A 22615-nucleotide genomic window follows, 5' to 3' on the forward strand; every position below is an offset into this window, starting at 1 on the left:
CCTGCTCGACAACGCTCAATTTAAAAGCCAGGCTGTAATCTCGCTGACTGCGTCGAAACCCTTGTTCCATCGGACACTCCTTCTCTGTAACGAAAAAGTGTCAACTTATTCCAGGACGGGTCAGCGCAATAAAAAAGGGCAGCCTCTTCAGGCTGCCCTTTTTGCATCAAACGATCTTAAAACAATTCGTTCTTGACCGCTTCCTTGGCTTTCTCTTCCTCCGGCGTGCCGCGCGCCGCGCCTTCCAGGCTGCCGACGCCCGTGCCCGGTGGATTTTCCGCATAGTAATACTCGTCGCCCACGCGGATCAGGCCTTCCGGCACGGCGCGTTCCTCGACGGGAATGCTTTTCAATGCCTTCGCCATGTAGTTGATCCAGATCGGCAAGGCCAGGCCGCCGCCCGTTTCCCGGTTGCCCAGGTTGCGCGGCTGGTCGTAGCCGATCCAGGCGATGCCCACCAGCTTGGCCTGGTAACCGGCGAACCAGGCGTCGATGGAATCGTTGGTGGTGCCTGTCTTGCCGGCCAGGTCAGGGCGCTTCAAGGCCATGGCCTTGTTCGCCGTGCCGAAGCGCACGACATCGTTGAGCATGCTGTTCATCATGAAGGCATTGCGCTCGTCGATGACTCTGTTGGCTTCCTCGCCCGCCAGGTCCGGCTTGGCTTGCGACAGGATATTGCCATCGCTATCGGTCACCTTGGCGATCAGGTAGGGGTTGATCTTGTAGCCGCCATTGGCGAACACGGCGTACGCGCCCGCCATCTGCAGCGGTGTCACGTTGCCGGCGCCCAGGGCCAGGGTCAGGTACGGCGGGTTCTTGTCCGCATCAAAGCCGAAACGCGTCGCGTATTCCTGGCCATACTTGGCGCCGATCTTGTGCAGGATGCGGATGGAAATCATGTTCTTCGATTTCATCAAGCCCTTGCGCATGGTCATCGGACCATCGTATTTGCTGTCGTAGTTTTTCGGTTCCCACGCCTGGCCGCCCGTCTGGCCCGCGTCGAACGAGATCGGCGCATCGTTGATGATGGTGGCCGGCGACAGGCCCCGTTCCAGCGAAGCGGAATAGATGAAGGGCTTGAAGGCCGAACCGGGCTGGCGCCACGCCTGCGTGACGTGGTTGAACTTGTTGCGGTTGTAATCGAAGCCGCCCACCATGGCGCGAATGGCGCCGTCCGTGGTGCTGGCCGAGACGAACGCCGATTGCACTTCCGGCATCTGCGTCAAGACCCAGGTATTGCCTTCCTGCATGACGCGGATCACGGCGCCGCGCTTGATGCGGCGGTTCGGCGCCGCTTTTTCCGACAGCCAGGCCGCGCCGAAGGTCAGGCCGGGCCCGGTAATGGTGATTTCCTCGCCGGCCGAGGTGACTGCCTGCAAGGACTTGGGCGACGCTTGCAGCACCATGGCGGCGATGATGTCGTCGCTGTCCGGGTGGTCGGCCAGTTCCGTCTCGATGGCGTCATCCGCTTCGGCCTTGGTTTTCGGAATCTCGATGTAGGCTTCCGGGCCGCGGTAGCCGTGGCGTTTCTCGTAATCCATCACGCCCTTGCGCAAGGCGATGTAGGCGGCGTCCTGGTCGGCCTTGGTGATGGTGGTGTAGACGTTCAGGCCGCGCGTATAGGTATCTTCCTTGAATTGCTCGTAGACCAGCTGGCGCGCCATTTCCGATACGTATTCCGCGTGCACGCCGAAGGCGCTGCTGTCGGTCTTCACTTTCAGCTCTTCATTTTTCGCTTCTTCGAACTGCGCCGGCGTGATGTAGCCCAGCTGGGCCATGCGCTGCAGAATGTATTGCTGGCGCATGCGCGCGCGTTTCGGATTGACGACGGGGTTGTAGGCCGACGGCGCCTTCGGCAAGCCGGCCAGCATGGCCGCTTCGGCGACGGTGAGATCCTGGATATTCTTGCCGAAATAGATTTGCGCGGCCGAGGCGAAGCCGTAGGCGCGCTGTCCCAGATAAATCTGGTTCATATACACTTCGAGGATCTGGTCCTTGCTGAGGTTTTTCTCGATTTTCCACGCCAGCAAGACTTCATACGCCTTGCGTTTCAAGGTCTGTTCGCTGGACAGGAAGAAATTGCGCGCCACCTGTTGCGTGATGGTCGAGGCACCTTGCTTGGCGCCGCCCGTCAGGTTGTGCAGGGCCGCGCGCGTGATGCCCAGATAGTCGACGCCGCCATGTTCATAGAAACGGTCATCTTCGATGGCCAGCACGGCTTTCTTCATGACATCGGGAATATCCTTGATGTGCACCATGTTGCGCCGTTCTTCGCCGAACTCGCCGATCAGCACACTGTCGGACGTGAACACGCGCAGTGGCATCTTTGGCTTGTAATCGGTCAAGGTATCGAGCGCCGGCAGGTTCGGATAGGCCATGGCCAGGCCAAAGACCACCAGCAAGACGCCGACGATGCCCAGGCCCAGCAGCGATACCAGGGCCATCAGCAGAAAACGTTTGGGTTTGCTGCCCTTGGTGGGCGGCTTCGAGCCAGCGGAGCCAGCGGAGTTTGAAGATGTCATGCGTCGTATGTCTTTCGGTTAATTATGCCGGTCAATTATAAGCGAGCTTGCCGGGGTGGCAGCGCGCCGTGGCGCTTGCCGGGGGAGTGTTGAAACTTGTCGATACTCTATATAAGCGTGTATTGGCCCGCTGGCAACCAGGATTTGGTAACAATTATTCTGCGCCAGATCACGGCCGGGCCAGATAGGCGCCGCGCACCGCAGACACCAGCGTGAAATCCGTTTACAAGCCAGCGCTGCCAGGACTAGGCTTGCCGATGGCAGCACCCCCTCCCACGCTGATGTTTCTCTATGAAAAACATATCCATCCGCAGTTTTCTTGGCATCGGTTTGCTGGGCATCGACATGGCGGACGATGCCGTGCGCGTGGTCGAGTTGCGGCGCCGGCGAGGGAAATTGTCGTGCCGGCATTGCGGCAGCGCCGCGCTGGCGGCAGGAGTGATGCTTGAAGGTCATGTCGAAGATCCGCAGGGCCTGGCCAGCGCCGTGCGCCTGGCATGCCGCAACAGTGGCAGCGCCTGCACCCGCGTGGCACTGGCCATGCCAGCCACGGCCCTGATCACGCATGCGATCCGCCTGCCCGCCGGTTTGCCGGAGGAACAGCTGGAAATCCTGGTGGAACTGGAAGCGGCCCAATACATGCCGTTTGCACTGGAAGACGCCAGCCTGGATTTTTACCAGCTGGGGCCGGCGCCACCGTTTGCCGGCCAGACGCAGCAGGAGATCGAAGTGCTGCTGGTGGCGGCGCGGCGCGCCAGCGTGCAGCGCCGCCTCGATGCGGCTACGGCGGCCGGCTTGACGCCCATCGTCATGGATAGCGAGGCGCTGGCCCTGCAGGCGGCACTCGCGCAGGGTGGCTGGCAAGCATTGCCGGACGGCGGCCTCAGTTATCAGCTGGCCTGGGGCCTGGCCATGCACCGGTACGCGCGATGACGGCCGTGGCGGAAGTGCCAGGCATCAACCTGTTGCCGCATCGGCAGGCGGCACGGCGCCGACGCAGTCAGCTGTTGCTGTGGCAACTGGCCGGTGGGGCGGTGCTGGGATTGCTGTTGGCCCTGGCGGCGGGCGCCTGGCTGCAGCAGCGGCTCGACGTGCAGCTGCGTCGCCAGCAAGGCTGGCGTCATGCCATGCAGCAAGTGAATGCCGTCCTCGTCTCCGGCAAGCTGGTGCAGGGCGAGACGGCGGCGCTGTTGCTGCGCCAACAGGCCATTGCCAATTTGCAAGAGCAACGCCATGCCTGGGTGCGCATGCTGGACGTGTTGGCCCAGGCGATGCCGGCTGGCGTGGCCTTGCACAGTGTGCGCCAGGAAACGGCGATGGTGCGCCTGCAGGGGCAGGCTGCGTCGCAAGACAAGGTCGCGGCACTGCTGCTGGCGCTGGAGCGGGCCGCGCCCTGGTCCCGTCCGGAATTGGTGGAAGTGCGCGGCGCGGCAGATGGCGCCGTGGAATGGACGATACGGCTGGCGTTGGCACCCGCTGGGCAATCTTAGTCGTGGAGGTTGATCATGCTGAGCTTGAAGACCGCGTCGCTGTGGCCGCTATCGGTGCGCGTCGCTTGCGCTGCCCTGGCGGGCATGCTGGTGACCGGGTTGCTGCACGCCGTGTGGCTCGATGGACTGAGTGCGGCCGTGCAGGTGGCGCAAGGCGAGGAGGGCCGCTTGCGCGCCGGGTATCTGGCGGCGCAAGCCAGGGCGAGCCAGTTGCCGCAGTGGCGTGCGCAGCGGTGCCAGGCCGGCGCCGAGCTGGCCCAGCTGGAACAGCAATTGCCCGACCAGCAGGCGATGGCGGTGTTGTTGACGGACATTAACGCCGCAGGCCAGTCGCGCGGCCTGCAATTTTCGCTGTTCAAGCCGGGCGCGGCCCGGCCGCAAGCGCCGTATGTCGCTTTGCCGATTGCCATCCAGTTGCGCGGCGGCTATCACGCCATGGGCGCGTTGCTGGGGGACCTGGCGCGCCTGCCGCGCATCGTTACGGTGCATGAGCTGGCCTTGACCCTGGGCAAGGATCGCTTGCTGACCCTGGATGCCGTGCTGCAGGCGTATCGCTTGCCCGACGCGGGGGAACGGGCGGCACAAGCGGCTTTGGCGCCCCAGGCGGCCGTACCCGCAGCGGCATGGCGCCCGCTTGCCGCTGTCGCGCCGCAGCCGTACGCCGCCGCCACCCTGGCCGACCCTTTTGGCGCCTTGCAGGCGGCAAGCGCGCCGGGTCAGCATGGCAGCGTGGCCGGACCCGACCCGCGTCGTGTGCGCGAGCCGCTGGAAAGCGTCGCCTTGCCGGCCATCAGCATGGTGGGCAGCGTGCAGCAGGAAGGGCGCCTGAGCGCGCTGCTGCTGGCGGGCCAGCGCGTGTACCGGGTGGCGGTGGGCCAGTATCTGGGGCCAGACCACGGCCGGGTCACGCAAATCAGCGAACAGGCGCTGCAGTACAAAGAGTTGCTGCCGGACGCGGGCGGCGGGTGGCGCGAACGGCATGGCAGCCTGTCCCTGCAAAGGCCGGGTGACGCCAGGGCCAGTGTGCCGGAGGCCACGCCATGAAGCCGTCTGTGTGGATGTGTTCGATGTGTTGGCTATTGCTGCATGGCGCCGCCCTGGCCGGCGACGAAGCGGTGGTGCAGGTGACGGCGCCGCGCCTGTATGCGGGCGAGAAAATCTCCGTCGACTTTCAGAACGTGGGCGTGCGCGCGGCCCTGCACATCCTGGCCGACGCGTCGGGGCAAAACATCATCGCCAGCGACAGCGTGACGGGCAACCTGACGCTGCGACTGCGCAACTTGCCGTGGGACCAGGCGCTCGACGTGCTGCTGCAGGCGAAGGGACTGGACATGCGGCGCAATGGCAACGTGTTGTGGATCGCGCCGCGTGAGGAAATGCTGGCGCGCGAAAAACTGGAGCTCGAAGCGCGCGCCCAGATCGCGGAACTGGAACCCTTGCAATCAGCCATCTTCCAGCTCAACTACCAGAAGGCGGAAGCGTTCCGCAGCGTGTTCGGCCTCGATGCGGGGGAAGGCCGCAGCCGGCTGCTGTCGCGCCGTGGCAGCGTGCTGATCGAGCCGCGCACGAATCAGTTGTTCGTCACCGACGTGCCGGCGCGCCTGGAGCAGATCCGTCAGCTGATCGCCAAGACAGATATTGCCACGCGGCAAGTGATGATCGAGGCGCGCATCGTCGAGGCGAACGACAGTTTCAGCCGCAACCTGGGCGCCCGCCTGGGTTTTACGGACCAACGACTGGCAGCGGGTCAGTTGCCCGGTTTTTCCCTGGGCGGCAGCGGGCGCCGTGCGGCCATCGGCGGCACGTATCAGGGCGTGGGCGAGGCAACGGGGCAAACGGTGGCCGGCGCCGGCGCCTTCGTGCCGAACACGCAATTCGTCAACTTGCCTGCCGCCAGCATCAATGGCTTGCAACCGGCCAGCTTCGCCCTGAGCCTGTTTTCGGCGGCCGCCAACCGCTTTTTGAACCTGGAATTGTCCGCATTGGAAGCCGATGGCAGGGGCAAGATCATTTCCAGCCCCCGCGTGGTGACGGCCGACAAGGTGCTGGCGCTGATCGAGCAGGGCATCGAGCTGCCGTACCAGGTGGCCACCAGCAGCGGCGCCACCTCGATCACGTTCCGCAAGGCGAACCTGCGCCTGGAGGTCACGCCGCAGATCACGCCGGACGGCAACGTGGTACTGGAAGTGGATGTGAACAAGGATAGCGTGGGCCAGGAAACGCGTTCCGGCTTCGCCATCGACACCAAGCACGTGCGTACACAAGTGATGGTGGAAGACGGCGGCACGGTGGTGCTGGGTGGCATTTATCAGCAGTCCGAACGGGGTACGGACAGCAAGGTGCCGCTGCTGGGCGACATCCCCGTGCTCGGTGTTTTTTTCCGCAGCACGGGCCGCAGTCAAGAAAAAACGGAACTGATGGTGTTTATTACGCCGAAAATAGTGGCAGATCGGCCAGCAACACGTTAATGTCACATCTTTACGTTTAAGTAACAATGCAAACGAAAGCGGACTGATGGCGACTATGCGGAATTTTTCTTTAGGCAATACTTCTTGGAGTAGGGCATTGAATTGGCTGGCTTTGCTGGTCTTGAGCACTGTGCTGGCCGCCTGTGGCGGCGGTGGCGGCGATCCGACCATTGATGGCGGCAAGGGCGGTGGTACCACCGGTGGTGTGGCCGCGACGGTCACGGTGAGCCTGTTGAACGCGGCCGACCAGCCTGCCAGTACGTTAAGCAGCACTGCGCCGCTGACGGCCAAGGCGCTGGTGATCGATAAAAATGGTGCTCCGGTCAGCAATACGATAGTCACTTTCGCCTCCGACGCCACACTGGTAAAGCTGTCGTCGAGCAATGGCACGGCGCTGACGGACGCCAAGGGCTATGCCAGCATCACTGTCTCGGCCTTGAATCCGACGGTCACCGGTGCGGGCAAGCTGACGGCCACTGTCGCGGCGGGCACCGCCACGGTCACCGGCGAGGCGAGTTATGAAGTCAAGGCGGCGCAGGCTGCGGGCGCGAAAATGACGCTGTCGCTGTTCAGTGGTGGCAGCGCCAGTAACGCGCTGTCGAGCGCCACGCCGCTGACAGCCAAGGCCCTGGTGACCGATTTAAACGGCAAGCCAATCGCCAACGCCCTGGTCGCGTTCTCCACTGACAACACTCTGGCCGTCATGTCGTCATCGGTGGGAACGGCACTGACCGATGCGACAGGCACGGCCAGCGTCACGCTGCGGCCATTCAGCCTGTCCGCCAGCGGCGCGGCCACTTTGCAGGCGACGACGACGGCCAATGGCGCCGTTGCCAGCAGCCAGATCAATTATGTGCTGGGAGCCACCGACCTGACAGCGAGCAACATGCAGTTTTCGCCCGCCAGTATCGCGGCCTATGGCACCACCAACGTCACGGTCGATGTCATGGCTGGCACCAGCCTGTACACGGGATCAGGTCAGACGGTCAATTTCAGTTCGACTTGCGTGCAGGCCGGCAAGGCTAGCGTGACCAGCGGCGTGCCGGTAGTCAACGGCAAGGCTACGGCTGTTTTCCGCGACCTGGGCTGCAATGACTACGATATGGTCAATGCCACAGTGATGGGCAGCGCTTCCATGTATCACGCGACGCTGCCGATCGGCCACGTCGCGCCGGCATCGGTACAGTTTTCCGCCGTCAGTCCGGTAGGAAAATCGATCGTGATTCAAGGGCAGGGCGGCATAGCGCGCACGGAAATGGCCACGCTGACTTTCCGCGTATTCGATACTTTCAACAAACCGCTGGTCGGCCAGAAAGTGACGTTTGCGCTGCTGAACGGCCCTGGCATGACACTCAATAAAGTGACAGACACCACGGATGACAACGGTGACGTCATCACCACCGTCAATTCCGGCACCACCCCGACCACCTTCCGCGTCAAGGCCAGCCTGGCCTCTGGCATTTCCACCTTGTCCGATTCCATCCTGGTAACAACTGGTTTGCCTGTGCAAACGGCGTTTTCGCTCAGCTCCGTCAAGTCCAGCGTGGAAGGCTGGTCGTATGACAGCCCCGTGGGCAACCCTGCCACGACCGTCACTATCTTGCTGGCGGATCAAGCGGGCAACCCCGTTCCTGACGGCACGCCAGTGGCATTTCAGAGCAATTTGGGCGCCATCGGCTCGTCCAGCATGGGCGGCTGCACCACCATGAACGGCGGCTGCTCGGTCGACTTCCGCAGCCAGAACCCGCGCGTGGCGACCAATCCGCCGCTCACGCCCTGCAATGACGTCAGCAATGGCGGCACGGCCGACAGCCTGTGGCCAGGCCTGGCAACCGTCTGCGCCAGCACTTCGGACGGCAGCAAGACGCTGTTCGCGAAGATCGCCATCTTCCTGAGCGGCAGCCGTGCCGACAATGTCACGCTGTTCGATCAGTCGGCCCAGGTAAGCCTGGATCGCAGCACTTATGATCTGGGGAGCGTTTCAGCCGCTGGCGTGCGTCAATTCAGTCTGCGATTGAGCGATTTGCGTCAAAATCCCATGCCTTCCGGGACGACTGTCGCGATCACGAACATGATCAATGGAGTCGGCTCCATCACCCCGGATAGCATCCAAAATATCTATCCGCACAACACGCTTGGCGTGGATGACCGTACCGGAGGCAACATTCAAGGTAACCAGGGAAGCCGGCATGCCGTTACAATTAACAGCCTGACGCCGACAAATTGTGTAGCGGATGTGGTCAGTACGTTTAATGTAACAGTGACGACGCCGCTGGGTAACGCCACCAGTTACCCGTTTAGACTGACATTCTCCTGTCCTTGACGCAAGGGGAAACGGGCGCCGTAGAGGCGGTGCCCGCTTATTTTCTGATTGATATAAAAAGTGTCTGAAATTTCCAACAGTAATATTTTCCTTGTCGGCCTCATGGGCGCAGGCAAGACCACCATCGGGCGCATCCTGGCCCGCAAGCTGGGCTTGCGTTTTGTCGATTCCGACCACGAGATCGAGGCGCGTACGGGGGCCACCATCCCGTGGATCTTCGAAATCGAGGGCGAGGCCAGCTTTCGCCGGCGCGAGGCCGAGGTCATTCGCGACCTGAGCGCCCAGGAAGGCATCGTCATGGCCACGGGCGGCGGGGCCATCCTCAATGCCGACAGCCGCGCCTACCTGAAGGAACGGGGCACGGTCGTGTATCTGCGCGCCAGCGTCAGCAACATCCTGGCGCGCACCAGCCATGACAAGAATCGCCCCCTGCTGCAGACGGCCGATCCGCGCCGCAAACTGGAAGAATTGACGACCCAGCGCGAACCCCATTACATGGAAGTGGCCGACATTGTCATCGACACGGGCCGTCCTAACGTACAATCGATGGTCCAGACAATTCTGATGCAGTTGGCCAGCCTCGAATGCGAGGCCTCGCCCAACTGCGTCATTCATGCAGAGCCTTCGATGAACGAGCAATCCAAAATGTTGTTGAGCGTAGACCTCGACGAACGCAGTTACCCGATCGCCATCGGTCCCGGCTTGCTGGCCGACGCCGATGCGCTGCTGCGCCATATCAGCGGCCACAAGGTGGCCATCGTCACCAATACCACCGTCGCGCCCCTGTATCTGGGCCGCCTGCAGGCGGCGCTGGCCAGCGACGGCCGCGACGTGATCAGTATCGTCCTGCCGGACGGTGAAGAATATAAAAACTGGGCCAGCCTGATGCAGATCTTCGACGCGCTGCTGGCCAACAAATGCGACCGCAAGACCACCCTGGTGGCGCTGGGCGGCGGCGTGATCGGCGACCTGACCGGCTATGCGGCCGCCAGTTACATGCGCGGCATCGGCTTCGTGCAGGTGCCCACCACCTTGCTGGCGCAGGTCGATTCTTCCGTCGGCGGCAAGACGGGCATCAACCACCCGCTGGGCAAGAACATGATCGGCGCGTTCTATCAGCCGCGCGCCGTGATCGCCGACACCTCGACCCTGGAAACCCTGCCGGCGCGCGAGCTGTCGGCCGGCCTGGCCGAAGTGATCAAGCATGGCGCCATCATCGATGCCGCCTTTTTCGACTGGATCGAGGCGAACATGGCCAAGCTGATGGCGCGCGACAAGGGCGCCCTGGCCTACGCCATCGCCCGTTCCTGCGAAATCAAGGCCGACGTGGTGCGCCAGGATGAACGCGAAGGCGGCTTGCGCGCCATCCTGAACTTCGGCCACACCTTCGGCCACGCCATTGAAGCGGGCCTGGGCTATGGCCACTGGCTGCATGGCGAAGCCGTCGGCTGCGGCATGGTGATGGCGGCCGACCTGTCCTGCCGCATGGGCTATATCGACCAGGCAGCCGTGGAGCGCTTGCGCAAGCTCGTCGCCGCCGCCGGCCTGCCCGTCAAGGCGCCGGACCTCGGTGTCGAGCGCTGGCTGGAACTGATGGAAGTGGACAAGAAGAACGAGGGCGGCGCCATCAAGTTCATCCTGTTGAAACCGCTGGGCAGCCCCTGCATCACGTCCGCGCCCCACGAACTGGTGCTGGCCACCCTGGCCGCCGGAGTGCAATAACATGCTGCCCGAAGACTTCCTTGCTCCCTACGCGGCTCACTCGGCACAGGGGCAGGGACGTCGCTTTGCCGAGGCGCCGCACGCCTCGCGCAGCCAGTTCCAGCGCGACCGCGACCGCATCATCCATTCCTCGGCCTTCCGCCGCCTCGAATACAAGACCCAGGTTTTCCTCAATCACGAGGGGGACCTGTTCCGCACGCGCCTGACGCACAGCCTGGAAGTGGCGCAGGTGGGCCGCTCCATCGCGCGCAACCTGCGCCTGAATGAAGATCTGGTGGAAGCCATCGCGCTCGCGCATGACCTGGGCCACACGCCATTCGGCCACGTGGGCCAGGACGTACTCAATGAATGCATGCAGGCGCACGGCGGCTTCGAGCACAACCTGCAAAGCTTGCGCGTGGTCGATACGCTGGAAGAGCACTACGGCGCCTTCGATGGCTTGAACCTGATGTTCGAGACGCGCGAAGGCATATTGAAACACTGCTCGCTGGCGCATGCGCGCGAACTGGGGCCCGTGGCCCAGCGCTTCATCGACCGCACGCAACCGACCCTGGAAGCGCAGCTGACCAATCTGGCCGATGAAATCGCCTACAACAGCCACGATATCGACGACGGCCTGCGTTCGGGCCTGATCACCATCAAACAGCTGGAAGAGGTGGAATTCTTCGGCCGCCTGTGGCGCGACGTGCAGCAGGCGTTTCCCGGCCTGTCGGGCCGGCGCGCCATCTACGAAACCCTGCGCCGCCTGATCACGGCGCTGGCGGACGATCTGATCGTCACCTCGAATGCGCTGATCCTCGATGCGGCGCCGCGCGATGTGAACGAAGTGCGCGCCAGCCCCCCGCTGATCCGCTTTTCGGATGCCATGCGGCGCGATGCGACGGACCTGAAACGCTTCCTGCGCGCGAACCTGTACCGCCACTACCAGGTCAACCGCATGCGCGTGAAAGCGAGCCGTATCGTGCGCGAACTGTATGACAGCTTCATGGCCGAACCGGCCCTGCTGCCGCCCGATTATCAAGTCAATGGCGATGATGTGACCAGGCAGGCGCGCAAGATCGCCGACTATATCGCCGGCATGACGGACCGCTACGCGATCCGCGAGCACCGCCGGCTGTATTCGCTCGACGAGCTGTAAGCGTCATTTTGGGGTCAGTCGCTTCGCGATCGCAACACGCCCCACTGGGGCGCGTTCCCCCGCCGGGTCTGACCCCAGCATTTGCCGTTGGGTTACAAGCGCGTACACCCATCCGACATCCTCTGTCAATTGGCATGATCATCTAGGTCCCCACCCGATCACCCCAATATCCGTACGGCAACTTCTTTTCTATCATGGCAGCAAGTCAACAAGGGCTTGCCGCCCATAGTCAAGGAGAGTGTCATGATTGAATCGCGCCGCAGTTTTTTGCGCGCCTTGCCAGCCGTTACCATCGGGGCGGCCATCGCGCCGCTGCCCGGCAAGGCTGCCACCAAGGGCGAGGGCGGGCAGCGCTGGGCGATGGTGGTCGATGTGCAGAAGTGCATCGGCTGCCAGGCGTGCACGGTCTCCTGCATCATGGAAAACGCCGTACCGGAAAACAGCTTCCGCACCGTCGTCTCGACCTATGAAGTCAAGGAAGAGAACCGCTGCGGCACCTACATGCTGCCGCGCCTGTGCAACCACTGCGCCAATCCCCCCTGCATTCCCGTCTGTCCCGTGGGCGCCACCTTCCAGCGCAAGGATGGCGTTGTCGTCGTCGATGGCGATCGCTGCGTGGGCTGCGCCTACTGCGTGCAGGCCTGCCCGTACGACGCGCGCTTCATCAACCACGAAACGGGCAAGGCCGACAAATGCACATTCTGCGCGCACCGCGTCGACGAAGGCCTGCTGCCTGCCTGCGTGGAAACCTGCGTGGGCGGCGCGCGCATCTTCGGCGACCTGAATGATCCGGAAAGCATGGTGCATCAGCTGCTCACCGAGAACAAGGTGAAGGTGCTGAAACCCGAGCAGGGCACCCAGCCCCACGTGTTCTACCTGGGACTGGACACGCGCTTCGCCGGCCACGTCGAGGGCGAAGCGACACTTTGGCAACCGAGCAAACACGGGAAATAAACCATGGACAGCCACATCACCGAAATTCTCAACGTCACGCGCGAAGCGGCATGGCTGCCGTGGGCGGTGCAGTATTTTTTCCTCATCGGCCTCAGTTACGGCAGCTTCATGCTGACCTTGCCGTACTTCGTCTTCGGCCGCAAGGCGTATGAACGTCTGGGGCGCATCGCGCTGCTGGCGTCCCTCGTGTGCGGCATGACGGCGCCCGTGGCGCTGCTGGCCGACCTGCACGGGCCGGGTCGCTTCTATCACTTCTATATTTACTTCCAGCCGCAGTCGTGGATGTCGTGGGGCTCGTTCTTCATTCCCCTGTATCTGGGCTGCCTGATGCTGTACGCATGGCTGGCGCTGCGCGTGGACTTCGCCACGCGGGGGCAGGGCCAGGACCGTCTGGCCTTCCTGTATCGCCTGGCCGGGCGCGGTGGCGCCGCCTCCCTGCGGGCCATCCGTATCGCCGCCGTCTTCACCTTGCTCGCTGCGTTTGTCGTGGGCCTGTACACGGGCATGGAGGTGATGGTGGTGCGCGCCCGTCCTCTGTGGTTCACGCCTTTCCTGCCGGCGCAATTTGCCGCCACGGCCTTTGTCGGGGCCGTTGGCCTGGCGTTGCTGTTCAACCGCTTCCTGCCGGGCCGCGACCAGGCCCTGGAAGTGTCGCTGAACCGCGCGCTGGCCCTGTCGCTGGCGCTGGTGCTGGCGCTGGGCGGCGGCTGGCTGTTCGTCAGTCTCTCCGGCGTGAGCGCCAGCCACAGCATGGCGTTTACCCAGGTGGCCGGCATGCCGCAATGGCAGCTCACGGCTGTCTGGGCCGTGCTGTCGTCCATCGTGCCGATGGCGCTGGCCATCTGGCGCCCGGCCACGAGTGGCCTGGTGAATGGCCTGATCGCGCTGCATAGCGCCTGGATGATGCGCTGGACGATTTTCATCGGCGGCCAGACGATCCCGAAAACGGGCGCGGGCCTGTACGACTACCACCTGCCGATGGGGAACGACGGCTTGCTGGGGATCATCGGCACGGCCGGCCTGTGGATCGCGCTGCTGTTGCTGATGCTGGAATTTTTGCCATGGGCGGGACGCGCGATTGCTACACGCAGCCGTCCTGCCATGGCCACGCACTGAGGAGTCAAAAATGAACGAACACACAAATAACGACGACCGCAACGACGTCCCTGAAGATGAAAACGAAAAGCGCCGCAAGCTGCTGCGCTACGGCGCCATCGGCGGCGGCCTGGCCGCCTTTGCCGCCAGCTTTTCCACCACGGCCGGCCGCATGGTCGACCACGCCCTGGGCAAGGACAAACCCGTACAGCGCTTGCACGGCAATTCCCTGCCGCCCGAGTTTTCCGTCGACACGGCCACGGGAAAATTGACCGTCAACCCGGACCAGCAGGTCAGCTACACCATGTGCATGGGCTGCACCACGTTTTGCGGCGTGCGCGTGCGCCTGGATAAAAAAAGCGGCAAGGTGCTGCGCGTGGCGGGCAATCCCTACAGCCCCATGTCGGCCGACCCGGCGCTGCCGTACCAGACCTCGATACGCGACAGTTTTGTGTCGCTCTCGCGCTTCCAGGAAAAGGGGCTGAAAGGGCGCTCGACCGCTTGCGGCCGCGGCAATGGCGTGCTGGAACAGATGGAGTCGCCGTTCCGCGTGCTGGCGCCCATGAAGCGCGTGGGACCGCGTGGCGGCGGCCAGTGGGAGCCGATCGCCTTCGATCAGTTGGTGAAGGAAGTGACGGAAGGCGGCGACCTGTTTGGCGAAGGCCAGGTGCAGGGCTTGCGCGCCTTGCGCGAGCTGGAAAAACCGATCGATCCGGCGCAGCCGGAACTGGGTCCGCAAGTCAACCAGGTGGGTCTGATGTGCAGCACTGACGATGGCCGCCTGGCGTTCGGCACGCGCTTTTTCAAGCAGTCGTACGGCAGTTTGAACCTGGTCAACCACGGCTCGTATTGCGGCGGCGCCTACCGCAGCGGCTCGGGCGCCATGTTCGGCGACATGAAGAAAATGCCGCACGCGAAAGTGGACCTGGAAAACACGGAGTTCTGCATTTTCGTCGGCACGGCGCCGGGCAATGCGGGCAACCCGTTCAAGCGCCAGGGCACCCTGATCGCGAAAGCCCGTTCGGGCAAGCGCGATTTCAGCTACGTCGTCGTCGACCCGGTGCTGACGAATGCCGACAGCCTGGCCGCGGGCGACCGCAGCCGCTGGGTACCGATCAAGCCGGGTACGGATGGCGCGCTGGCCATGGCCATGATCCGCTGGATCATCGAACACGAACGCTATGACCGCAACTTCCTCGTGCAGCCGAACCTGAAGGTGGCGGAAGCGGCGGGCGAGGCCGCCTGGTGCAATGCCACGCATTTGATCATCAACGAAAAGGGCCATCCGCGCGACGGCCGCTACCTGCGCGCTTCGGACATCGGCGCGGTGGAGCTGGCGGAAGAAGAGCGCTACAAGGATGGCGACGCATTTTGCGTGATCGACGCCGCCACGCAAGCCATCGTGCCGCACAACGCGGCCAAGGGCGAGGGGCGCCTGTTCTTCGACGGTCCGCTGGAGGTGGCGGGCGCGCCGCTGCACCTGAAGACGGCCATGACGATGCTCAACGAAGAAGCGCAGCGCCACAGCATGGATGAATATTCAAGCGCCTGCGGCATCGGGCGCGACATCATCGAGGGCCTGGCGCAGGAACTGACCAGCCACGGCAAGCGCGCAGCCGTCAATGCGCATGGCGGCATGATGTCGGGCGCGGGTTTTTATAACGCGTATGCGCTGGTCATGCTCAACACCCTGATCGGCAATTTGAACCGCAAGGGTGGCACCCTGGTTAATGGCGGCAGCTTCAAGGATGCGGGGCCTGGGCCGCGCTATAACCTGGAGAGTTTCGACGGCGAGATCAAGGCGACGGGCATGCCGATCGGGCGCAATGTGCCCTATGAGAAAACCTCGGAATTCAAGCTGAAGAAGGAAGCGGGCAAGGCGTATCCGGCCAGGGCGCCGTGGTATCCGAATGCGCCCGCGCTGGCGACCGAGTGGCTCACCAGCGCCATGAACGGCTATCCGTACACCTTGAAGGCGCTGATCCTGTGGAGCTGCAATCCCGTCTACGGCATCACGGGCTTGCGCGCGCAGATAGGCAAGGAGCTGGCCGATCCGAAGAAGATTCCCCTGATCGTCGCCATCGACCCCTTCATCAATGAAAGCTCGGCGTTTGCCGACTACCTGCTGCCCGATACCTTGCTGTATGAAAGCTGGGGCTGGGCCGGCGCCTGGGGCGGCATGCCTGTCAAGATGAGCACGGCGCGCTGGCCCGTGGTCGAACCGCGCGTGCAGAAAACGCCGGATGGCCAGACCATCTGCATGGAATCGTTCTTCATCGCGCTGGCCAAAACGATGGCCTTGCCGGGCTTCGGCCCCGAGGCCTTGCAGGACATGGATGGCCAGCGCTTCCCCTTGCTGCGCGCGGAAGACTGGTATCTGCGCGGCGGCGCCAACATCGCCTGGCAGGGCAAGACGGCCGTGCCGGAGGCGAGCGACGACGACATTGCGCTCTCTGGCGTGGCCCGCATCCGCCCCGAACTGGAGCGCACCCTGAAGCCGGAAGAGTGGCGCAAGGTGGCCTTCATGCTGGCGCGCGGAGGACGCTACCAGAGCTATGGCGAGATGTTCGGCCTGCGCCTGCCGCCACCGGCGAATGCCAAGGCGCCGGCAGCTCCCGTGCCGGTGCTTGATGAGACGCCGTATCCGCAGGACTGGTCCACACACCGCTATCTGAAACCGATGATGCTGTACAACGAGGGCCTGGGCGTGAGCAAGAACAGCTTGAGCGGCAAACGCTTCTCCGGCACGCCCGCCTGGAGAGTGGCGGCGTTTGCCGACGGCACGCCCGTGCGCAAGGCGTATCCGGCCAGCGAGTGGCCATTCGAGTTGATCAGTTTTAAATCGGCGCTGCAGAACTCCTACAGCATCGGCGCACGGCGCTTGCGCGGCATCCACCCGGACAATCCGGTTGCCGTGCATCCCGACGATGCGGCGCGTTTGAAACTGGAAAATGGCGATGAAATATATCTGGAAACGCCGGGCGGCAGGGCCAGGGCCACGGTGATGCTGCGCCATGGGGTGCAGCGCGGCGTGATCGCCATTGAACATGGCTTTGGCCACAAGGAGCATGGCGCGCGGGCCCACCGCATCGGCAAGTCGCGTCAGCCCGACGAGCCGGCCATCGGCGCGGGCATCAACCTGAACGATCTGGGATTGACGGACCCGAGCCGCGGCGACAAGAACGTGTTTGTCGATCCCGTTTCGGGCACGTCGGTGCGGCAAGGGCTGCCGGCACGTATCATTCGTGCATAACGAAGGCCCAACAAAACCGTAGCGAGCGGAAGGGAGGTGCGGTCGAGAAGCTCAGCTGTGCGAATGCACAGTGAGCATCGCAGGCCGTAAATCACGACGCGCAGTAGGTTTGGTTGGGCGTTCTAGATCTCGCCGCTGGCCATCAGCAACCGGGCTACCTCGGCTGCTGAGTGCAGGCCCAGTTTTTCCATCGTGTTATGGCGATGCACCTGTACCGTCTTGTCGCTGATGCCCAGCTCGCGGGCGATGACTTTCGAGGCTTTGCCTTCGGCCATCAGCAGCGCCACTTCGCGCTCGCGCGCGGTCAGCCTGGCCAGCGCCGATTGCGCCGTATTCGCGCTGGCGGCGTTGCGGCTCTCATCCACGCTGCGGGCCACGGCGCGCGAGACGGCATCCAGCAACACCTGGTCCTTGCACGGCTTTTCCAGGAAGTCACAGGCGCCGGCCTTCATCGTCTGCACGGCCATGGCCAGGTCGCCATGGCCACTGAGGAAAATCACGGGCAGCGATATGGCGTGCCCGGTTTTATTATTCAACTCCTGTTGCAGTTCCAGTCCGCTCATCAAAGGCATGCGCACGTCGAGCAGCAAGCAACCGGGCGCGTGGCCATCATAGCGCTGCAGGAAGTCGCGCGCCGATTCGAACGTCGCCACTTGCCAGCCGGCCGAATCGAACAGATAGGCCAGCGAACGGCGCATGGCCGCGTCGTCGTCGACGACAAAGATGATCGCATCGCTTTCATTCATGGTGTTTCCTTGTTTGCTTCCATACCGGTATCTTCGGGCAGGCGGAACCAGACCGTCAAGCCTGGTGCATCGGCGTTGGCATGCGCCGACAGGCTGCCGCCGAACGATTCGATGATGCTTTTGCTGAGTGACATGCCCAGGCCCAGGCCTTCGGCCTTGGTGGTAAAAAAAGGTTCGAACAGGCGCGCCATCTGCGTCGCCTGCAGGCCGCAACCGGCGTCGCGCACGGCCACCGTGCAGGCGCCGTTTTCGCGGTGCAGCAGCACGCCGATGGGGTGACCCGGATTGTCGTTTTCCACTTGCGCATCGAGCGCATTCTTGAGCAAATTGAGCAGCACCTGCTGCACTTGCTGCGGGTCGGCCAGCACGCGCGCGTCAGGGCTGGTGCTGTCGTGGCGCCAATCGATCCGCGCTTGCGGATGGGCCGCGCGGAACAGTGATACCGATTGCTCCACTGCGTCGGCCAGGGCGAAGGGCGTGCTGTGCGCGGGACGTTTTTGCGCCATCGCGCGGATGTGCCGGATGATGGCGCCCGCGCGTTCGCTTTGCGTGGCGATTTCCTGCGCGCCATCGAGCAGTGGCGCCGCGTCGAGCCGGCCTGCCGTGATGCGGCGCGCCATGCCGCGCGCGAAATTGCCGATGGCCGCCAGCGGCTGGTTCAATTCGTGCGCGATGGCGCTGGCCATCTCGCCCAGGATGGCCAGGCGCGCCGTGTGGTCGAGCGTGGCCTGGCGCTGGCGCGCCTGTTCTTCCAGCGCCCGCTGCTGGTGCTGGGCCGCGCGCAATTGCTCCGTGCGCCGGCTGACCAGGTATTCCACGCGCACCGTATGCACGGCCCAGGCCACCAGCAAGGCCAGCACGAGCAGCATCCAGCCCCAGTAGCGGCGCAGCGCCGTTTCGAACGTCAGCTTGTCCAGGTAGGCGTAGGGACCGATGCGCAGCTCGCGGAACAGTTCATCGACGATCTGGTAATCGCTGGGCACCGTCCAGCTGTAACCTTCATCGGTACGCGGCATGGCCAGCAGGGCCTGCGCCACTTTTTTCGCCAGCGCTGGCGGCGTCTGGCGCAGGGCCACGAAGGGCCAGTCCGGATACAGCCGCGACGAGCTGGCGCAGCGAAAACCGGGAATCGGGCGCGTGGTGATCACGCGCAGTTCATCGGCGCGCACTTCGCCGCGCGCCACCATCTGTTCCAGCAGACAGGTACGCACGATGCCGGCATCCATGCGTCCCGCCCGCACGGCTTCGACGATCTGCTGCGAGGGGAAACCGCTGTAGCGCAGGCTGGCAAAATCATGCGTGGGATCGATGCCAACTTCGCGCAGTTCGCGCGCGGCGATCTGGTAGCCGCCAAACGCATCGGGCGCCACCGCCATCACGTTCTTGCCCGCCAGGTCGGCCAGGTCATGCAGCGGTGACGCGCTGCGCACGACGATGGCCGAACCGATGGCCTGACGCGGCGAGTCCGTCCACGGCGATTCAATCGTGGCGATGCGGCTGGCGCCATCGCTGTGTTCGAGTGCCACGTAATGGCCGCTGCTGGTGATGGCGAAGGCGATCGATTGCGACTGCACGGCACGCGTCAGGCCCGCCTGGTCGTAGTCGGCCAATGTAAAACGGATGCCGGGGATGCTCGCCTGCAGGTGGCGCGTCACGTACGACCAGTCCTGCTGCACGGCGTCGCCGCCCTTGTAGGCGAGTACACCGATGCGTACCTCCGGCAGCGCGTCAGCTGCTTGCGCGCCATGCAAACACAGCGCCGTCAGCGCGAACAGTAAAAAACGTCGCACTAGAACATGCTGCGCTGCGCCGCGCGCGCATCGCCGAACAGTTCCAGCAGCAGTTTCTTGATGGGCGCGGGCAGCGGCGCGTCGGCGATGTTCGCGCCGTCGTACCAGACGTGCGTCGCTTCCCCGGCCAGCGCCAGGCGCCGCGCCAGGGTGATGCGACAGGGCACGATGTGCAGCTTGTAATGGGTGAAGACGTGCACGATGGGCAGCAGCCGTTCCTGCGTCTCGATTGCGCCGAACGGCGCCACCGCGCGTGCCAGTACCTGCTGGTCTATCTCTCGCGGCGAGTCCGCATCGGCCAGCATATGGCCATCGAGTTCGGGCAGCGACAGCAAGCCGCCCCAGATGCCCGAGCCGGGGCGCTGCTCCAGCAGCACCTGGCCGTCGTCGACGATGAGCAGCATGACGGCATGTTTTTCCGGGCTGGTTTTCTTCGGCTTGCGTACAGGCAGATCCTTGGTGCGGCCGGTGGCGTAAGCCACGCAGCGCGGTTGCAGCGGGCAGCGGCCGCAATCGGGGCTGCTGCGCGTGCACAGGGTGGCGCCGAAGTCCATCAAGCCCTGCGTGTAGGCTTCGATGCCAGTCTCCGGGAGTAGCGCTTCGGCACGGCGCCACATGGCTTCCTCGACGCGCTTTTCACCGGGATAGGCATCGATGCCGAAGGTGCGCGCAAACACGCGCTTGACGTTGCCGTCCATGATGGCCGCACGCGTGCCGCTGGAAAACGCCGAGATGGCGGCCGCCGTCGAGCGGCCGATGCCGGGCAGGTCGGCCAGCAGGGCCGGGTCGCTGGGGAAGACGCCATCGTATTCGGCCACCACGCGCTGCGCGCATTTGTGCAGGTTGCGCGCCCGCGTGTAGTAGCCCAGGCCGCTCCATTGCGCCATCACGTCTTCCACCGGTGCTGCCGCCAAATCGCGCAGGGTGGGGAAGCGTTCGAGGAAGCGCGCGTAGTAGCCGAGTACTGCGGTGACCTGTGTTTGCTGCAGCATGATTTCGGACAGCCAGATCAGGTAGGCATCGCGCGTGTTTTGCCATGGCAGCGCGTGGCGGCCATGCTGCTTTTGCCAGGCGATGACGGTGGCGGAAAAAGTCGGGTCGACGTAATCTTTCAAAGGTGCCGCGCCGTTGGCGGGCGAGAGCGGATGCAGCAGACGTTTCATGCGGGATTCCAGTGTTCTGTTGTTTGATGGTGCTCAGCTTGCGCTGGCCGCGCGCAAGGCGGCCAGCAATTGCGCCAGCTGCGCCTTGTCGCGCTCGAGCGCCGCCAGGCTGGCCTCGAAGCCGGCGATTTTCTGTTCCAGGCTGCCGGTGGCGTCGTGGATGCGCTGAATCGAGGCAAAGCGCAGTTTCAGCTGTTCCTTGTACTCGACGATCTGCGCTTCGAGGGGCGCCATGATGACTTTCAGCCAGGCGCTGGCGTCGTCGTTGGCGTTGGTGAAACTGCGGCGCACGCGCGAGGCGATGGTGTCGAAGAATTTTTCCATCAGCACGACCCGACTGGTGGTGAGCAGGGTCGCCGTGCCGAACTGTTTATGGTAGACGGCTTCGATGTCGGCGATCTCCTGGCGGTAGCGGGCCAGCGAAAACGGCATCGGCAAGGCCAGCGCCAGGCCATGTTCGGAGGCGAATTTGCGGTACATCACGTTCATCATTTCCGTGATCTCGGCCGTCTTGCCTTCCGAGCGATCCAGGTTACTGGCGATGCGCTCGAAGTACTGGCGCACGGCTTCGCGCAGGCCCGTGAAAAAGCGGCTGCGCTGCATGGCCGCGCGCACGCCATCGATATCGTCGCGCACGATGTCCATGCCCAGGCTCGTATACAGCTCCGTCGACAGGCGGGTAAATACGGCGCGCGTCGCTTGCAGCTTGAACAGGCTGCTGTCGAATTCCTTCTTCTCGATATCGATGCGCCGCATCATGTGGGCGATCACGCTCTGGTTCTTGCCGCGCAGGCTGTGCAGCTCGTGCAACTGCTCGGCGATGCCGCGCGCGCGCGCCGCCGCCTGCACCTGTTGCGCCGCTTCGATGGCGTCCAGGTCGAACGCCAGCTGGCGCCGGATGATGTCCTTGCGCGCGGGGATCAGCTCCTCGAACAGGGCCGTCTCCAGCGCCTGCAGGCGGCTCTTTTCCAGCAGCGCCGCATCGTGGTTGATCTTGCCCACCAGGGCTTTTTGCGCCGAGACGGGAAACACCTGGCCAGCGTCCAGCGTCAACAGATGCGCCACGCTGGCCTGCTGGCGCTCAATGGCTTGCGCCACCTCGGCGTCGCCGCGCAATTCATCCCACATGCTGTCGATCTTGTTGAGCACCACCAGGCGCCCCGCGCCAGCGCCGATATGGTTGCGCCATACCTCGATATCGCTGCGCGTGACGCCCGTGTCGGCCGCCAGAATAAACAGCACCGCGTGCGCATTCGGGATCAGGTTCAGGGTCAGTTCCGGTTCCGTGCCGATGGCGTTCAGGCCGGGCGTATCGAGGATGACCAGGCCCTGTTTCAGCAGCGGATGGGGGAAGTTGATGATGGCGTGGCGCCACATGGAAATTTCCACCTGGCCGTCTTCGTCCAGCATGGCGGGAGCGTCCGCGTCGTCGGCGTCGTACAGGCCGTAGCGCGCCGCTTCTTCCACGCTGACTTTTTTCGTCAGGCTGACCTGGCGGATGGCTTCCTGCATGTCGCCGCCCGCATCGATGTTCAGGGGCAGGACGGTCCAGGCGGCGGGCAGGTCGCGGTAGTCGCTGGTCGACAGGTTCTGCGCGCGCGTCTCGATGGGCAGCAGCCGGATCGATGGCGGCCAGGCCGCGTCGTACAGCAGCTCGGTGGGGCACATGGTGGTGCGGCCCGCGCCCGAGGGCAGGATGCGCTGGCCATAGCCGGCAAAGAAGATGGCGTTGATCAGCTCGGATTTGCCGCGCGAAAATTCCGCCACGAAGGCGACAGACAAACGGTCGTCGAGCAGGCGGGAACCACAGCGCGCCAGGCGCAGCGCGGAAGCGCCGTCGACCAGGCCCGCCGCGCTGGCGGCTTGCCGGTATGCCTGCAAGGCGGCCTGCACGTCCTGCCGCCATGCGCTGTATTGTTCCAGGTCCCTGACCATCTGACTCCCTTTTTCC

The 22615-nt window shown here is 63.9% G+C and carries 15 protein-coding genes and 1 pseudogene; 11 read left to right on the plus strand and 5 right to left on the minus strand.

Going from position 1 to position 22615, the window contains the following annotated elements; genetic code table 11:
• Positions 1-196 (plus strand): hypothetical protein (locus O0882_RS21285; protein WP_289951249.1); only part of this gene is annotated, 196 nt, incomplete at its 5' end.
• Here O0882_RS21285 and O0882_RS21290 read toward each other — a convergent pair.
• Positions 177-2522 carry a penicillin-binding protein 1A gene (locus tag O0882_RS21290; RefSeq protein WP_289951252.1) on the minus strand — a complete coding sequence of 782 codons (2346 nt, stop codon included), beginning with the start codon at positions 2520-2522 and terminating at the stop codon, positions 177-179. The genes O0882_RS21285 and O0882_RS21290 overlap by 20 nt on opposite strands.
• Positions 2523-2813: 291 nt before the next feature.
• Here O0882_RS21290 and pilM point away from each other — a divergent pair, with 291 nt between their 5' ends.
• From pilM to O0882_RS21340, 10 genes and pseudogenes are all read left to right on the plus strand, one after another.
• On the plus strand, positions 2814-3455 hold the full coding sequence (gene pilM / locus O0882_RS21295; protein ID WP_289951254.1) for a pilus assembly protein PilM: 642 nt from the start codon (positions 2814-2816) through the stop codon (positions 3453-3455).
• A complete protein-coding gene (locus O0882_RS21300; RefSeq protein WP_289951256.1) occupies positions 3452-4012 on the plus strand; it encodes a PilN domain-containing protein in 561 nt (186 codons plus the stop codon). The genes pilM and O0882_RS21300 overlap by 4 nt, the downstream gene beginning before the upstream one ends.
• A gap of 15 nt (positions 4013-4027) precedes the next feature.
• Positions 4028-5056: a pilus assembly protein PilP gene (locus tag O0882_RS21305; RefSeq protein WP_289951258.1), complete on the plus strand. Its 1029-nt coding sequence runs from the start codon at positions 4028-4030 to the stop codon at positions 5054-5056.
• A gap of 92 nt (positions 5057-5148) precedes the next feature.
• Positions 5149-6480 (plus strand): annotated as a pseudogene (locus tag O0882_RS21310) (type IV pilus secretin PilQ family protein); the annotation flags it as partial.
• A 97-nt stretch (positions 6481-6577) separates the two neighbouring features.
• Positions 6578-8803, plus strand: a complete 2226-nt coding sequence (locus tag O0882_RS21315) for a hypothetical protein (protein ID WP_289951260.1) — start codon at positions 6578-6580, stop codon at positions 8801-8803.
• 60 nt (positions 8804-8863) lie between these two features.
• Positions 8864-10525, plus strand: a complete 1662-nt coding sequence (gene aroKB / locus O0882_RS21320; protein WP_289951261.1) for a bifunctional shikimate kinase/3-dehydroquinate synthase AroKB — start codon at positions 8864-8866, stop codon at positions 10523-10525.
• A 1-nt stretch (position 10526) separates the two neighbouring features.
• Positions 10527-11663: a deoxyguanosinetriphosphate triphosphohydrolase gene (locus O0882_RS21325; protein ID WP_289951264.1), complete on the plus strand. Its 1137-nt coding sequence runs from the start codon at positions 10527-10529 to the stop codon at positions 11661-11663.
• Between the two features lie 243 nt (positions 11664-11906).
• Positions 11907-12617 carry a sulfate reduction electron transfer complex DsrMKJOP subunit DsrO gene (gene dsrO, locus O0882_RS21330; protein WP_071079747.1) on the plus strand — a complete coding sequence of 237 codons (711 nt, stop codon included), beginning with the start codon at positions 11907-11909 and terminating at the stop codon, positions 12615-12617.
• Between the two features lie 3 nt (positions 12618-12620).
• Positions 12621-13733: an NrfD/PsrC family molybdoenzyme membrane anchor subunit gene (gene nrfD / locus O0882_RS21335; RefSeq protein ID WP_289951266.1), complete on the plus strand. Its 1113-nt coding sequence runs from the start codon at positions 12621-12623 to the stop codon at positions 13731-13733.
• A gap of 10 nt (positions 13734-13743) precedes the next feature.
• Positions 13744-16965, plus strand: a complete 3222-nt coding sequence (locus O0882_RS21340; protein ID WP_289951267.1) for a molybdopterin dinucleotide binding domain-containing protein — start codon at positions 13744-13746, stop codon at positions 16963-16965.
• A gap of 122 nt (positions 16966-17087) precedes the next feature.
• Here O0882_RS21340 and O0882_RS21345 read toward each other — a convergent pair whose 3' ends face one another.
• From O0882_RS21345 to O0882_RS21360, 4 genes are read right to left on the minus strand one after another with little or no spacing between them, the layout of a single operon-like run.
• On the minus strand, positions 17088-17711 hold the full coding sequence (locus tag O0882_RS21345) for a response regulator (protein ID WP_289951268.1): 624 nt from the start codon (positions 17709-17711) through the stop codon (positions 17088-17090).
• On the minus strand, positions 17708-19501 hold the full coding sequence (locus O0882_RS21350; RefSeq protein WP_289951270.1) for a sensor histidine kinase: 1794 nt from the start codon (positions 19499-19501) through the stop codon (positions 17708-17710). Before O0882_RS21350 ends, O0882_RS21345 begins: the two co-directional genes overlap by 4 nt.
• Complete coding sequence (gene mutY, locus O0882_RS21355) at positions 19501-20664, minus strand: A/G-specific adenine glycosylase (RefSeq protein WP_289951271.1); 1164 nt, start codon at positions 20662-20664, stop codon at positions 19501-19503. Before mutY ends, O0882_RS21350 begins: the two co-directional genes overlap by 1 nt.
• Positions 20665-20697: 33 nt before the next feature.
• Positions 20698-22599, minus strand: a complete 1902-nt coding sequence (locus O0882_RS21360; RefSeq protein WP_289951616.1) for a dynamin family protein — start codon at positions 22597-22599, stop codon at positions 20698-20700.
• Positions 22600-22615 lie beyond the last annotated feature (16 nt).

The sequence above is a fragment of the Janthinobacterium sp. SUN073 genome (assembly GCF_030397665.1).
In the GTDB taxonomy this organism is placed as follows: domain Bacteria; phylum Pseudomonadota; class Gammaproteobacteria; order Burkholderiales; family Burkholderiaceae_D; genus Janthinobacterium.